Source organism: Streptomyces sp. NPDC047974 (assembly GCF_040653375.1).
Classification (GTDB): domain Bacteria; phylum Actinomycetota; class Actinomycetes; order Streptomycetales; family Streptomycetaceae; genus Streptomyces.
Window position 1 is genome coordinate 6326 of sequence record NZ_JBEZNU010000015.1, and the last position, 12698, is coordinate 19023.

General features: G+C 73.5%; 15 protein-coding genes. 11 read left to right on the plus strand and 4 right to left on the minus strand.

Annotated elements, in window-relative coordinates; genetic code table 11:
* Positions 1–48: 48 nt before the first annotated feature.
* From afsQ1 to AB0E19_RS21635, 5 genes are all read left to right on the plus strand, one after another.
* A complete protein-coding gene (gene afsQ1 / locus AB0E19_RS21615) occupies positions 49–726 on the plus strand; it encodes a two-component system response regulator AfsQ1 (protein ID WP_346768298.1) in 678 nt (225 codons plus the stop codon).
* Positions 723–2276: an ATP-binding protein gene (locus AB0E19_RS21620; protein ID WP_362182492.1), complete on the plus strand. Its 1554-nt coding sequence runs from the start codon at positions 723–725 to the stop codon at positions 2274–2276. The genes afsQ1 and AB0E19_RS21620 overlap by 4 nt, the downstream gene beginning before the upstream one ends.
* Positions 2273–2863, plus strand: a complete 591-nt coding sequence (locus tag AB0E19_RS21625) for a hypothetical protein (protein WP_362182495.1) — start codon at positions 2273–2275, stop codon at positions 2861–2863. The genes AB0E19_RS21620 and AB0E19_RS21625 overlap by 4 nt, the downstream gene beginning before the upstream one ends.
* A gap of 39 nt (positions 2864–2902) precedes the next feature.
* Positions 2903–3463: a VanZ family protein gene (locus AB0E19_RS21630; RefSeq protein ID WP_362182498.1), complete on the plus strand. Its 561-nt coding sequence runs from the start codon at positions 2903–2905 to the stop codon at positions 3461–3463.
* Positions 3464–3553: 90 nt separating this feature from the next.
* Positions 3554–3757, plus strand: a complete 204-nt coding sequence (locus tag AB0E19_RS21635) for a PspC domain-containing protein (protein ID WP_360601528.1) — start codon at positions 3554–3556, stop codon at positions 3755–3757.
* Positions 3758–3839: 82 nt separating this feature from the next.
* Here AB0E19_RS21635 and AB0E19_RS21640 read toward each other — a convergent pair whose 3' ends face one another.
* Both AB0E19_RS21640 and AB0E19_RS21645 read right to left on the minus strand, forming a co-directional pair.
* On the minus strand, positions 3840–4214 hold the full coding sequence (locus AB0E19_RS21640; RefSeq protein WP_362182501.1) for a hypothetical protein: 375 nt from the start codon (positions 4212–4214) through the stop codon (positions 3840–3842).
* 185 nt (positions 4215–4399) lie between these two features.
* The gene (locus AB0E19_RS21645; RefSeq protein ID WP_362182504.1) at positions 4400–5554 is read right to left on the minus strand and encodes an adenosine deaminase; all 1155 of its coding nucleotides are present in this window, start codon (positions 5552–5554) and stop codon (positions 4400–4402) included.
* Positions 5555–5659: 105 nt separating this feature from the next.
* Here AB0E19_RS21645 and AB0E19_RS21650 point away from each other — a divergent pair, with 105 nt between their 5' ends.
* Together AB0E19_RS21650 and AB0E19_RS21655 are read left to right on the plus strand one after the other, a co-directional pair.
* Positions 5660–6490 carry a GNAT family N-acetyltransferase gene (locus tag AB0E19_RS21650; RefSeq protein WP_362182507.1) on the plus strand — a complete coding sequence of 277 codons (831 nt, stop codon included), beginning with the start codon at positions 5660–5662 and terminating at the stop codon, positions 6488–6490.
* A gap of 88 nt (positions 6491–6578) precedes the next feature.
* A complete protein-coding gene (locus tag AB0E19_RS21655) occupies positions 6579–7358 on the plus strand; it encodes an alpha/beta hydrolase (protein WP_362182510.1) in 780 nt (259 codons plus the stop codon).
* Here AB0E19_RS21655 and AB0E19_RS21660 read toward each other — a convergent pair.
* On the minus strand, positions 7344–8333 hold the full coding sequence (locus AB0E19_RS21660; RefSeq protein WP_362182512.1) for a LysR family transcriptional regulator: 990 nt from the start codon (positions 8331–8333) through the stop codon (positions 7344–7346). The two genes, AB0E19_RS21655 and AB0E19_RS21660, sit on opposite strands and share 15 nt — an antisense overlap.
* Before the next feature lie 62 nt (positions 8334–8395).
* Between AB0E19_RS21660 and AB0E19_RS21665 the strand changes: the two genes are divergently transcribed.
* From AB0E19_RS21665 to AB0E19_RS21680, 4 genes are all read left to right on the plus strand, one after another.
* Positions 8396–9670, plus strand: a complete 1275-nt coding sequence (locus AB0E19_RS21665) for an MFS transporter (RefSeq protein ID WP_362182515.1) — start codon at positions 8396–8398, stop codon at positions 9668–9670.
* A 101-nt stretch (positions 9671–9771) separates the two neighbouring features.
* Positions 9772–10479, plus strand: coding sequence for a L,D-transpeptidase (locus AB0E19_RS21670; protein ID WP_362182518.1), 708 nt, complete (start codon positions 9772–9774; stop codon positions 10477–10479).
* 80 nt (positions 10480–10559) lie between these two features.
* The gene (locus AB0E19_RS21675) at positions 10560–11531 is read left to right on the plus strand and encodes a sigma-70 family RNA polymerase sigma factor (protein WP_362182521.1); all 972 of its coding nucleotides are present in this window, start codon (positions 10560–10562) and stop codon (positions 11529–11531) included.
* A gap of 49 nt (positions 11532–11580) precedes the next feature.
* Positions 11581–12369, plus strand: a complete 789-nt coding sequence (locus AB0E19_RS21680; RefSeq protein WP_362182524.1) for an alpha/beta fold hydrolase — start codon at positions 11581–11583, stop codon at positions 12367–12369.
* Between the two features lie 22 nt (positions 12370–12391).
* On the opposite strand, the gene AB0E19_RS21685 is transcribed toward AB0E19_RS21680, so the two are convergent.
* Positions 12392–12670 carry an STAS domain-containing protein gene (locus AB0E19_RS21685; protein ID WP_362182528.1) on the minus strand — a complete coding sequence of 93 codons (279 nt, stop codon included), beginning with the start codon at positions 12668–12670 and terminating at the stop codon, positions 12392–12394.
* Between the last annotated feature and the right edge of the window lie 28 nt (positions 12671–12698).

The window sequence follows — 12698 nt, forward strand, 5'->3', positions numbered from 1 at the left end:
GCCTCCGGGCGGTCGAACTCGGACGGCTCATGAGCCAGAATGACGGACGTGCCTTTTCTGTTGCTGATCGAGGACGACGACGCCATCCGCACGGCTCTCGAACTCTCCCTGTCCCGGCAGGGCCACCGGGTGGCCACCGCCGCGTCGGGCGAGGACGGCCTGCAGTTGCTCAAGGAGCAGCGCCCCGACCTGGTGGTGCTCGACGTCATGCTGCCCGGCATCGACGGCTTCGAGGTGTGCCGGCGCATCCGCCGCACCGACCAGCTGCCGATCATCCTGCTCACCGCGCGCAGCGATGACATCGACGTCGTCGTGGGCCTGGAGTCCGGCGCCGACGACTACGTCGTGAAGCCGGTGCAGGGGCGGGTCCTCGACGCCCGGATCCGGGCGGTGCTGCGGCGCGGCGAGCGGGAGTCGACGGATTCGGCGAGCTTCGGGTCGCTGGTCATCGACCGGGCCGCGATGACGGTGACGAAGAACGGCCAGGACCTGCAGCTGACCCCGACCGAGCTGCGCCTGCTGCTCGAACTGAGCCGGCGGCCCGGACAGGCGCTGTCCCGGCAGCAGTTGCTGCGCCTCGTGTGGGAGCACGACTACCTGGGCGACTCGCGCCTGGTGGACGCGTGCGTGCAGCGGCTGCGCGCGAAGGTGGAGGACGTGCCGTCCTCGCCGACCCTGATCCGTACCGTGCGGGGTGTCGGCTACCGGCTGGACGTCCCTGCGTGACCGGGGGGAACAGGGGGGTCTTCGCGCGGCTGCGGCTGTCCAGCCTGCGCCTGCGCCTCGTCGTGGTGTTCGCGCTCGTGGCGCTGACGGCGGCGGTGTCGGCTTCGGGGATCGCGTACTGGCTGAACCGGGAGGCGGTCCTCGGGCGCACCCAGGACAGCGCGCTGAACGACTTCCGGCAGGAGATGCAGAACCGGGTGGCGACGCTGCCGCTGCGGCCGACCCAGGAGGATCTGCGGCGCACGGCCGAGGACATGACGGCGGGCAGCGCCGGCTACCAGGTGCTGCTGCTCGGTGAGCGGGCCGTGGGCAAGCCGATCGTGGCGGCCTCGGACCCGGACGTGTTCACGCTGGCCGACGTGCCGGTGTCGCTGCGGGAGGCGGTGGACACCCGGCGCCCGGTGACGGACGCGAACCCGTATCCGTACCACCTGTTCTGGCAGCGGATCGAGCGCGGCGGGACGCCGTACCTGGTGGGCGGGACGCGGATCGACGGCGGCGGGCCCGCCGGTTACATGTTCAAGTCGCTGGCGGCGGAGAAGGCGGACCTCAACTCGCTCGCGTGGTCGCTGGGGATCGCGACCGGGCTCGCGGTGATCGGTTCGGTGCTGCTCGCGCAGGTGGCGGCGACGACCGTGCTGCGGCCGGTGCGCAGGCTGGGCGAGGCGGCCCGGCAGCTCGGCGAGGGCAAGCTGGACACCCGGCTTCGGGTCTCCGGCGCGGACGAACTGTCCGATCTGTCGCGGACGTTCAACAGCGCGGCGGAGAACCTGCAGAAGAAGGTGGCGGACATGAGCGCCCGGGAGGAGTCCTCCCGGCGGTTCGTCGCCGACATGTCGCACGAGCTGCGGACCCCGCTGACCGCGCTGACGGCGGTGACGGAGGTCCTGGAGGACGAGCAGGACTCCCTGGACCCGATGATCGCCCCTGCGGTGGCGCTCGTGGTGTCCGAGACCCGGCGGCTCAACAACCTGGTGGAGAACCTGATGGAGGTGACCCGCTTCGACGCGGGCACCGCCCGGCTCGTCCTGGACGACGTGGACATCGCCGACCAGATCACCGCGTGCATCGACGCGCGGGCCTGGCTGGACGCGGTGGACCTGGACGCGGAGCGCGGCGTCGTGTGCCGGCTCGACCCGCGCCGGCTCGACGTGATCCTGGCGAACCTGATCGGGAACGCGCTGAAGCACGGCGGTTCCCCGGTGCGGGTCTCGGTCCGCACCGAACCGGCCGCCGAGGGCGAGGAGGACCTGGTCATCGCGGTGCGCGACCACGGTCCCGGCATCCCCGAGGAGGTGCTGCCGCACGTCTTCGACCGCTTCTACAAGGCGAGCGCGCAGCGGCCCCGCTCCGACGGCTCCGGTCTCGGCCTGTCGATCGCCATGGAGAACGCGCTCATCCACGGCGGGACGATCTCGGCCGCCAACTCGACGGACGAGGACGGCACGGTGGACGGCGCGGTGTTCGTGCTGCGGCTGCCCCGGGACGCGTCGGCGGTCGCCCGCGACCTGGGCACCGGCACCCGGCAGGGCGAAGGGGTGGACGAGTGAGGCTGCGTACGGTGGCGGTGGCGGCGCTCGCGGTGTTCGTCACGGGGTGCGGGATCCGGACGACCTCGGTGCCGGTGGACGCGGGCGCGGCCCCGTCCCGGGTGCCGTGCAACGTGGCGGAGGCGGCGGCGCCCGCGACGGGGGTGCCGGTACGGGCCTTCCTGGTGTGCGGTTCGCAGCTGGAGCCGGTGGACCGCAGGTCGCCGCAGCCGGAGGACAAGGCGAGCGGCGATCCGGTGCGGACGGCGTCGGCGCTGCTCGCGCAGCTCCTCGCGGAGCCCTCGGAGGCCGAGCGGCAGGCCGGTTTCACCACGGCGGTACGGGCTCCGCTGTCGGTGGCGGGCGGCCGGGCGGGCGACCCGGAGGGGACGCTGCGGCTGAGCCGGCAGCCGGAGGACCTGGCGCCGGCGGCGCTGTCGCAGCTGGTGTGCACCTTCGCGGAGAGCTCGGCGGGCGTGGGCGGGCACACCGTGCTCCTCGCGGGCCCGGGGGCGTACCCGCCGAAGCGCTACCGCTGTACGACGGAGCTGCGGGAGCGGCCGGAGTCGGCCCCGCCGACGGCGCCCGCTCCGACGCCCGCGGGCTGAACCGGAACCGTTCGCGGCGCGGGCGGCGTCTTGGGGGGCGTGCAGCGTCAAGGTTCGGGCGGGAACGCCGCCGTGGTCGTCCGCGTGATCGGGTCCGTGCTCCTGGTCGCGCATCTGCTGCTCGTCGCCTGGGGCGGTCTGCTCCCACGGGACGTGGCCTGGGTGACCGCCCCGAACACGGTGCCGCTGGCCGGGCTCCGGGCCGATCTGGCCCTGGGACCGGCCGAGGCGGCCCGGCTGATCGCCGAGGGACTGCTGCTGCTCGCCCCGCTGGGGGTGCTGCTCCCGATGTGCGAGGGGCGGCTCGACGTCTCGGGGTGGGGTTCGCTGACCCGGACGACGGCCGCGGGGGCGCTGGTGTCGCTGGCCCTGGAGCTGCTGCAGACGGCGGTGCCGGGGCAGGTCGTGGACGTGGACTCGGTGCTTCTGAACACCCTCGGGGTGGCGCTCGCGCATGTCCTGGTGGTGCCGGTGGCGCGGCGGCGGATGCGGCGCCGGCAGGCGTCCCGGGAGCGGCGCCCTCAGGGTCGGGTCGTGACCGGGAACGAGCGGGCTCAGGGTCGCACCCCGAGGATTCCCAGGGTTCCGATCGCCCGGTAGACCGACGTCGAAGGGCGGGTACGGGCGGCACCATGGAGTCATCGGGAGGCCCGTCGGAGCGGCCGCCCGGATCCGACGAAGGAGCCCACCATGGCCGCACTTGTCCGCCCGCGTGAAGGCCGGATGATCGGCGGAGTGTGCGCGGCGCTCGCCCGGCGCTTCGGCACCTCCGCCCTGACGATGCGGGTGATCTTCCTGGCCTCGTGCCTGCTGCCCGGCCCGCAGTTCCTCCTCTACCTGGCGCTCTGGCTGCTGCTGCCGAGCGAGTCGCGGACGAAGGCGGCGGCCTGGTAGCCGTCACGACCCCGCCGTACGCCGAAGGGGCGCGGACCCGGATGGACCGGGTGCGCGCCCCTTCGGCGTGGGGTGGTGCGGGTCAGCCGATCGGCAGGCCGCCGGCGCCGAGCGGGAGGCCGCCGAGGAGTCCGGTGGCCGCACCGAGCGGGGTGGCGCCGAGGGCGCCGGTGGCGGCGTCGGTCGGCAGGTTCTGGGTGGCCTGGCCGGCCGCCTCGGGGAGGGTCTTCACACCCTGGTCGAGGCCCTGGCCGAGGGCGCCCTGACCGGCGGCGAGGGACTCTCCGGCGCCGTCGGGGAGCTGGGTGAGACCGCTGCCCAGCGGGGCGACCTGGCCCACGGTGGACAGGGCGTCCACGCCGTCCAGCGGGGCCGCGGAGGCCGTGCCGGCGGCGGCAGCGGCGAAAGCGGCACCGAGGGCGGCGACACCGAGCTTCTTGGCGGCAGACTGCTTCATCTGAAAATCATCCTTGGCTTGGAGGGCTGAGCTTCGGGCCATCAGGAGAACAAATCCGGAACAGGGGAATCCGGACATGCAGAGCAGCTCCGCAAACTAACCGCCCCGCCTCCGCTCCGCAAACACCGGAAAGCCGCCGGGTGTCGTGCTCCCCGGCGGCCTCCGACCCCTCCCTTGCGCCCTTCTCAGCCCTCCTGGCCGGAAGAACCGCTGGTCGTGGCGGTCTGACGGAAAAGCCACTCGGATTTCAGTTCGGCATATCCGGGCTTGATCACGTCGTTGATCATGGCCAGTCGTTCATCGAAAGGAATGAACGCTGATTTCATCGCATTGACAGTGAACCACTGGAGGTCGTCGAGTGTGTAGTCGAATGCGTCGACCAGGAGCTCGAATTCCCGGCTCATGCTGGTGCCGCTCATCAACCGGTTGTCGGTGTTCACCGTCGCACGGAAGTGGAGCTTGCGGAGCAGCCCGATGGGGTGCTCGGCGTACGAGGCGGCGGCGCCGGTCTGGAGGTTGGAGGTGGGGCACATCTCCAGCGGGATCCGCTTGTCGCGGACGTACGCGGCGAGGCGGCCGAGCCGCACCGAGCCGTCCTCGCCCACCTCGATGTCGTCGATGATCCGGACGCCGTGGCCCAGCCGGTCGGCGCCGCACCACTGGAGCGCCTGCCAGATCGAGGGCAGGCCGAAGGCCTCGCCCGCGTGGATGGTGAAGTGGTTGTTCTCCCGCTTGAGGTACTCGAAGGCGTCGAGGTGGCGGGTGGGCGGGAAGCCGGCCTCGGCGCCCGCGATGTCGAAGCCGACGACGCCGTCGTCCCGGTAGCGGTTGGCGAGCTCGGCGATCTCCAGGGCGCGGGCCGCGTGCCGCATCGCGGTCAGCAGGGCGCCGACCCGGATCCGGTGACCGGCCTCGCGGGCCCGCCGCTCGCCCTCGCGGAAGCCCTCGTTGACCGCCTCGACGACCTCCTCCAGGGTCAGGCCGGCCTCCAGGTGCTGCTCGGGGGCGTACCGCACCTCGGCGTAGACGACGCCGTCCTCGGCGAGGTCCACGGCGCACTCGGCGGCGACGCGGAAGAGCGCCTCCCGGGTCTGCATGACGGCGCAGGTGTGCGCGAAGGTCTCCAGGTACCGCTCCAGGGAGCCGGAGTCGGCGGCCTCGCGGAACCAGATGCCGAGCTTGTCGGGTTCGGTCTCGGGCAGCCTCGAATAGCCCTGCTCACGGGCGAGTTCGATGATCGTGCCGGGGCGCAGGCCGCCGTCGAGGTGGTCGTGGAGCAGCACCTTCGGGGCACGGCGGATCTGGTCCGCGGTGGGGACGTGGGATGTCTGGCTCGTCATTGCCGCACTCTAGCCCCTACGCGCGTAGAACGCCCCCTGTCGGCGCCGGAGATGACGCGGCTTTCTCGGGTGCGCGACCGGGCCCCGGCTGCCTACGCTGGCCGCATGAGCACCCCGTCCGGCCCGGTCGCCGACCCCGCCACGCCCTCCGCCGACCCCGCCGCGCCCTCCGTCGTCGACCCCGCCGAACTCCGGCGCATCCACGGCTTCGTGTCCGCCTTCACCCGCCGGCAGGCCGCCCGGACCGTCGACTTCCCCGGCGGATTCGCCGCGCTCGACGACGCCTACGCCCTGTCCCACGGCAACAACCACCTCCTCGTGGACGGCCCGACCGACCCCGAGGCCCTGCCCGGCCGCGCCGACGAACTCCTCGCGCACCTGCCCCACCGGACGGTGTACGTCCTCGACGGACCGACCGCGGCGGCGTGCGCGCAGCCGCTGACCCGGGCCGGGTACACCTGCGCGACCGTCCTCCTCATGCGCCACGAAGGACCGGTGCCCGAGCTCGGCGGCGCGCGCGAGGTGGACCTCCCGGCCCTCAGGGGGCCCGTCGCCGAGAGCTGGCGCCGCTTCGTTCCGGAGGCCGCCGACGAGGTGATCCGGGACCTGGTCGAACGCCGGGCGGCCCGCCTCCGGGGCGCGCCCGACGTACGCTTCCTCGCCTCGCACGACGAGTGGGGCGAGGTGGCCGCCTGGGGCGACCTCTACCTGGACCCGGCCACGGGCGTGGCCCAGATCGAGGACCTGGTGACGGCCGCCTCCCACCTGCGGCAGGGCCATGCCGGAGTGGTGCTCGACACGGCACTGCGCGGCGCCGCCGACGCCGGCTGCGAAACCGTCTTCCTCACCGCGCTCGCGGACGACTGGCCGCGCCGCTGGTACGAGCGGCGCGGCTTCGTCCCGGTCGGTTCCGTGCACTGCTTCGAACGGGCATAGACCGGAGGGAAGTTCGCCCCGGGGACGATACGTAACAGAGACCGCGCGTACGACTGCCGTACACCTCCGCTTCTGAGACTGTTCTGTCATGGCGCAGTACGCACTCGTGGGGACTGCCGACGGCCGGAGACCCCGGCTCGGTCGGCCTGTCGGGGTTTCTCGGTCCGCGGCGGCGGTGGGGGGCGTGGCGCTGCTCCTCCCGGACGGCGAACCGGTCTCGGGCCGCCGGGCGTCGGCCCGGGCGCACGCGGCCGTGCTGCCGCTCGGGCGTGAACTCGCCCGCGCGGGACGGTCGGAGGGACTGGTCCCGCAGGTGGTGCGCTACCGGGGGCGGGGCTGGAACGGCACCGACGCCGAGCTCGCGGCGGACGCCTCCTGGGCGGTCGCCGAGGCGGTGCGCCGCTACGGGGACGTCCCGGTCTGCCTGATCGGCCACGGCATGGGCGCCCGGGCGGCGCTGCGGGCGGCCGGGCACCCGGCGGTCGGCGCGGTCCTGGCGCTCGCCCCCTGGCTGCCCGAGGACGACGTGGCCGCCGAACCCGAGCCCGTGCGGCAGCTGGTGGGGCGGCGGGTGCTCATCGTGCACGGCACGAACGACGCCCGCACCGACCCCGAACTGTCCTTCCGCTTCGCGGTCCGCGCCAAGAAGGCGAACCGCGAGACCTGCCGCTTCGAGGTGCACACGGACGGGCACGGGCTGCGCCAGTACGCCGACGAGGTGCGGGCGCTCGCCGCCGACTTCGTCCTCGGCGCGCTCTTCGCCCGCCCGGTCACCCGGCCGCTGACGGACGCGATGGCCGCCCCGCCGCCGATCGGGCTCCGGATGCCGCTGGCGGCCGGCTTCGGGTCCGGCTCACGCCGGGCCTGAGTCCTCCGGCGGCGGCTGGGACCCCTTCGGGAGGAGGTGGCCCCGGCGGCTCAGGAGGAACTTCTTGAAGGCGGCCACCGGGGGCGTGTCCGGATGGCCGTCCAGCCAGGCCACCCCGACCTCGCGGACCGCGCGCGGCGCGGTCACGGTCAGTTCGACGACGCCGGGGCGGGCCACGGCCGGCGGCGGCAGGAGCGCCACCCCGAGCCCCGCGGCGACCAGGCCGCGCAGGGTCTCGGCCTCCTCGCCCTCGAAGGCGACGCGGGGCGTGAAGCCGGCCTCCGCGCACAGGTCGTCGGTGATGCGGCGGAGCCCGTAGCCCGGTTCGAGGGTCACGAAGGTCTCCTCGGCGGCCTCGGCGAGCCGGATCCGGCGACGGCCGGCGAGCCGGTGGTCGTCGGGGACGACGAGCCGCAGCCGCTGCTCGTCGAGCCGGCGCCCGACCAGGTCGGGGGCGTCCGGCACCGGCGAGGTCAGACAGAGGTCGAGCTCGCCGGCGCGGAGCCGTTCGATCATCGCCTCGCCGTAGTTCTGGACGAGGGTGAAGCGGACCCGGGGGTGGTCCACCCGGAAGGCCCGGATCAGCGCCGGGACGGTCTCCGAACCCATGGTGTGCAGGAAGCCGAAGGCGACCCGCCCCGCGGCGGGGTCCGCGTCGGCCCGTACGGTGTCGGCGGCCCGCTCGACCTCGGCGAGGGCCCGCTCCGCGGCGGTGAGGAAGCGGCGGCCGGCCGGGGTGAGCGCCACGGTCCGGCCGCGCCGGGCGAACAGCGCGACGCCCAGGTCCGCTTCGAGCCGGACCATCGCCCGCGACAGCGTCGACTGGGGCACGCCCAGCTCGGCCGCCGCCCGGGTCACGTGCTCGTGCCGGGCGACCGCGGCGAAGTACGCGAGCCGCGGAGCCAGTACCGGCCCCATGTCTTCTTCGTTACTGTTCGGTGACAGCCACGGCTGTGACCTGTACTCATGCGCCACGGGAACGATTACAGCAGATCCATGCATTGGACGCATGAAACGGAGCGTCCTACGTTCGTGGCATGCCTTCCGCCAGTACCAAGGCGGACGCCGCCACCCCCGCGTCCGCCGACACCGCAGCCGACACCCGCCTCGCGCCCGGCGCCCCCGGCCACCGCCGGATGAGCCTCGCGCTCTTCGCCGCCGGACTCGCCGCCTTCGCGCTCCTCTACTCCACCCAGGCCCTCCTCCCGGCGATCTCCGCCGAGTTCGGCGCGACCGCCTCGGCCGCCTCCTGGACGGTCTCCGCCGCGACCGGCGCGCTCGCCCTGTGCGTGCTGCCGCTCAGCGCGCTGTCGGAGCGCTTCGGCCGGCGCACGATGATGACCGCCTCCCTGACGGTCGCGGTCGGCGTGGCGCTCCTGGTGCCCCTCGCGCCGAGCCTGGAGGTGCTGATCGCGCTGCGGGCGCTGCAGGGCGCGGCGCTGGCCGGACTGCCGGCCTCGGCGATGGCGTACCTGGCCGAGGAGGTGCGGCCCCGGGCGCTGATCGGCGCCATCGGCCTCTTCGTCGCGGGCAACTCGATCGGCGGCATGAGCGGCCGGATCGTCACCGGCTGGATCGCCCAGCTGTGGGGCTGGCGGGCCGGGCTCGCCGCGGTGGGCCTGACCTCGCTGCTGTGCGTGCTCGCCTTCCGGGCGCTGCTGCCGAAGGCCCGCCACTTCACCCCGGGCACCCTGAACCCGAAGGCGCTCGCGGCCACGGTGAAGGGGCACCTGGCGGACCCGCTGCTGATGCGTCTGTACGGGATCGGCGCGCTGTTCATGACGGTCTTCGGCGCGGTGTACACGGTGATCGGCTACCGGCTCGCGGAGGCGCCGTTCTCGCTGCCGCAGGGCGTGATCGGCTCGATCTTCCTGGTCTACCTGGTGGGCACGGTCTCCTCGGCGGCGGCCGGGAAGCTGGTCGGCCGGCTCGGCCGGCGCGGGGCGCTGTACCTGGCGGTCTCCACGACCGCGGCGGGGCTGCTGCTCTCGCTCTCCGACTCCCTCGCGTCGGTCCTCGCGGGCCTGGTCCTCATCACGGCCGGCTTCTTCGCGGGCCACGCGGTGGCGTCCTCCGCGGTGAGCCGGACGGCGAAGACGGGCCGCGCGCAGGCCTCGGCGCTGTACCAGTCCGCCTACTACCTGGGCTCCAGCGCCGGCGGCACGCTCGGCGCGATCGCCTTCCACGCGGGCGGCTGGGCCGGGACCGTCGGCATCGGTCTGGTGGCGGTGCTCGGCGTCGTCTCGATCACCCTGTACGGCTCGCACAGCGCGCGCGTCGAGTCCCGCCGGATCCGTCCGGTGACGGCCTGAGCACGCCGGTGTGACCGTACGGTCACAGGGCCGGTCCGGGTGCAACCGACCCGCTCCCCCGCCCGTCCCCTATGTCAGGACTCTAGGGGGAGTTGACGATCATGAACCGATTCGCGCACCGGGCGGGGAAGAGAGCCGGCATAGCCGCCGGCCTCACCTCGCTGCTCGTGCCCGCCGCCCTCGTGCTGGGGGCCTCGCCGGCCCAGGCCGCGTCGTGCAACGTGACGACGGGGCCGTACCAGAAGCAGGTCGAGAAGTTCCTCGGCCGCACCGTCGACGGGCGCCAGTCGTCCGCCGACTGCAAGGCCATCCAGGACTTCCAGCGCAAGCACGGCATCACCCCGACCGTGGGGTACGCCGGCCCGCTGACCTGGCGCACCATGAACACGATGATCCAGCAGAAGGCGGCCGGGACCAACCCGAACAAGGACCGCAAGTGCCCGACCAACAAGGGTCGGATCGCCTGCGTGGACCTCACCCGCCAGCTCAGCTGGATCCAGGACGGCTCCCGCCTGAAGTACGGCCCGGTGCCCGTGCGCACCGGCAAGGACGGCACCGAGACCCGTACCGGCCTGAAGAAGATCTACTGGCGGAACATCAACCACTGGTCGACGATCTACCACGTCTCCATGCCGTACTCGCAGTTCTTCGACGGCGGACAGGCCTTCCACTCGACGACCAAGTCCATGTGGAACCCGCCCGGTTCGGGCGGCTGCGTCAACATGCGCTCGGCCGACGCCAAGGCGTACTGGAACCTCCTGCGCAACGGCGACGACGTCTACGTCTACGGCCGCAAGCCGGGAACCTGACCCGGCTGTCGGCGCGCTGCGGTAGCTTCGCTCTCACCGGTGCCGAACGCCGGCGCCGGTGAGGGGTGAGTGGGGACGCGATGGGCGAGACCGCCGTGGTGACGACCGATGAACTCGACAAGTACCGGCGCGAGCTGACCGGTTACTGCTACCGGATGCTGGGCTCCTCCTTCGAGGCGGAGGACGCGGTGCAGGACACGATGGTGCGGGCCTGGAAGGCGCTCGACTCCTTCGAGGGGCGGTCGTCGCTGCGGTCCTGGCTCTACCGGATCGCCACCAACGTCTGCCTCGACGCGCTCAGCGCGGGCAACAAGCGGGCGCGGCCGATGGACCTGTCCGGACCGACGCCGGTCGCGCAGGCGCAGCTCGTGAAGCAGCCGGAGATCACCTGGCTGGAGCCGATCCCGGACGGGCGCGTGCTGCCGGCCGCCGGCGACCCGGCGGAGGCGGCGCTGCACCGGGAGACGGTGCGGCTCGCGTTCGTCGCCGCGCTCCAGCACCTGGCGCCGAAGCAGCGGGCCGTCCTGATCCTGCGCGAGGTCCTCGCGTGGAAGGCCGCCGAGGTCGCCGAGCTGCTCGACACCTCGGTCGCCTCGGTGAACAGCGCGCTCCAGCGGGCCCGGGCGACCATCGCCGAGCAGGCCCCCGCCGAGTCCGACGCGGCGAACCCGCTCGACGAGGAGCAGCAGGCCCTCCTGGAGCGTTACGTGGCGGCGTTCGAGGGCTACGACATGCGGGCCCTGACCGCGCTCCTCCACGAGGACGCGACCATGACGATGCCGCCGTTCGACCTCTGGCTCCGGGGCCACGACGACATCGTGGGCTGGATGCTCGGCGTCGGCGACGTGTGCCGGGGCTCGAAGCTGGTGCCGACGGTCGCCAACGGCTCACCGGCCTTCGCGCACTACCACCCGGACCCGGAGGGCGGCTACAGCCCGTGGGCGCTGATCGTCCTGGAGCTGCGGGACGGCAAGGTGGCCGGGATGGACTTCTTCCTGGACACCCCGCGCTGGTTCCCGCTCTTCGACCTGCCGGAGCGGCTGGACGCCTGACGGTCCTCGCCCTCGGGACAGCGCCGGTGGGCCGTCGTACCCTGAACCCATGCCGACGGTGCGGGTCGAGGGGCTGAGGGTCGCTTACGACCGCGCGGGCGAGGGTCCGCCGGTCGTGTTCCTCCACGGTGCGGCCTCGGACGCCCGCCTCTGGCGGCCGCAGCTCGACTCCCTGGCGGACGCGTTCACGGTCGTGGCCTGGGACGAGCCGGGAGCGGGCCGCTCCTCCGACCTGCCGGAGTCCTACGGGCTCGCGGACTACGCGCACTGTCTGGCCGCGGTCGTGGAGTCCCTGCGGCTCGGTCCGGCGCACATCGCCGGTCTGTCCTGGGGCGGCACCCTCGCCCTGGAGTTCTACCGCCGGCACGCGGACCTCGTGAGGACGCTGGTGCTCGCCGACACCTACGCGGGCTGGAAGGGGTCCTTGTCGGCGCAGGAAGTGCGGGCCCGGGTCGAGGGCGCGCGCCGGATGCTGGACGCTCCGCGCGGTGCGTTCGATCCGACGCTGCCCGGACTGTTCGCCGGCGAGCGGCCCGCCGCCTACGTACCGCTGTTGGACGCGATGGGGGCCGACGTCCGCCCGGACACCATGCGGGCGCAGTTGCTCCTCATGGCCGAGACGGACCAGCGGGATCTCCTGCCCGCCGTCTCCGTGCCCACCCTGCTGATCTGGGGAGAGCAGGACGTGCGCTCGCCACTGGCCGTGGCGCGGCAGTTCCGGGAGTCGATCCCGGGTGCCGAGCTGGTGGTGATCCCGGGCGCGGGACACGTCAGCAACATGGAACGGCCCCAGGAGTTCGACCGGGCCGTGCGCGCCTTCTGCCACGCCCACTCCTGAGCCCGTACGGGGGCGTGCGAGGTCACCCACCACGTCGGATGATCTCGTCGAGGCCGGTGAGGCGGAGCAGGCCGGTGAGCTCGGGCCCCGCTCCGTCGAAGGTGAGCCGGTGGCCGTGGCGACGGGCCGTGAGCACGAGCCGCGCCAGGGCGTCGACGGCGGCGAGGCCGTGCGCCTCGGCGTCGACCAGGCACCGCACCTCGCCCGGCGGCGCGGCGGCGAGCCCCGCGCAGAGCCGGGCGACGTCCTCGCGGGTGGGCGCGGCGGGCAGGGTGACGACGAGGGGCTGACTGGTGTCCACGCCATGGTGACCGGCCCGAGGGCCGGAA

Excerpts from the sequence above, each read along its gene's own strand:
- AB0E19_RS21665 (WP_362182515.1), top strand. The coding sequence starts at position 8,396 with ATGCCTTCCGCCAGTACCAAGGCGGACGCCGCCACCCCCGCGTCCGCC.
- AB0E19_RS21650 (WP_362182507.1), top strand. The coding sequence starts at position 5,660 with ATGAGCACCCCGTCCGGCCCGGTCGCCGACCCCGCCACGCCCTCCGCC.
- AB0E19_RS21640 (WP_362182501.1), bottom strand. The coding sequence starts at position 4,214 with ATGAAGCAGTCTGCCGCCAAGAAGCTCGGTGTCGCCGCCCTCGGTGCC.
- AB0E19_RS21675 (WP_362182521.1), top strand. The coding sequence starts at position 10,560 with ATGGGCGAGACCGCCGTGGTGACGACCGATGAACTCGACAAGTACCGG.
- AB0E19_RS21645 (WP_362182504.1), bottom strand. The coding sequence starts at position 5,554 with ATGACGAGCCAGACATCCCACGTCCCCACCGCGGACCAGATCCGCCGT.
- AB0E19_RS21635 (WP_360601528.1), top strand. The coding sequence starts at position 3,554 with ATGGCCGCACTTGTCCGCCCGCGTGAAGGCCGGATGATCGGCGGAGTG.
- AB0E19_RS21680 (WP_362182524.1), top strand. The coding sequence starts at position 11,581 with ATGCCGACGGTGCGGGTCGAGGGGCTGAGGGTCGCTTACGACCGCGCG.
- AB0E19_RS21670 (WP_362182518.1), top strand. The coding sequence starts at position 9,772 with ATGAACCGATTCGCGCACCGGGCGGGGAAGAGAGCCGGCATAGCCGCC.
- AB0E19_RS21655 (WP_362182510.1), top strand. The coding sequence starts at position 6,579 with ATGGCGCAGTACGCACTCGTGGGGACTGCCGACGGCCGGAGACCCCGG.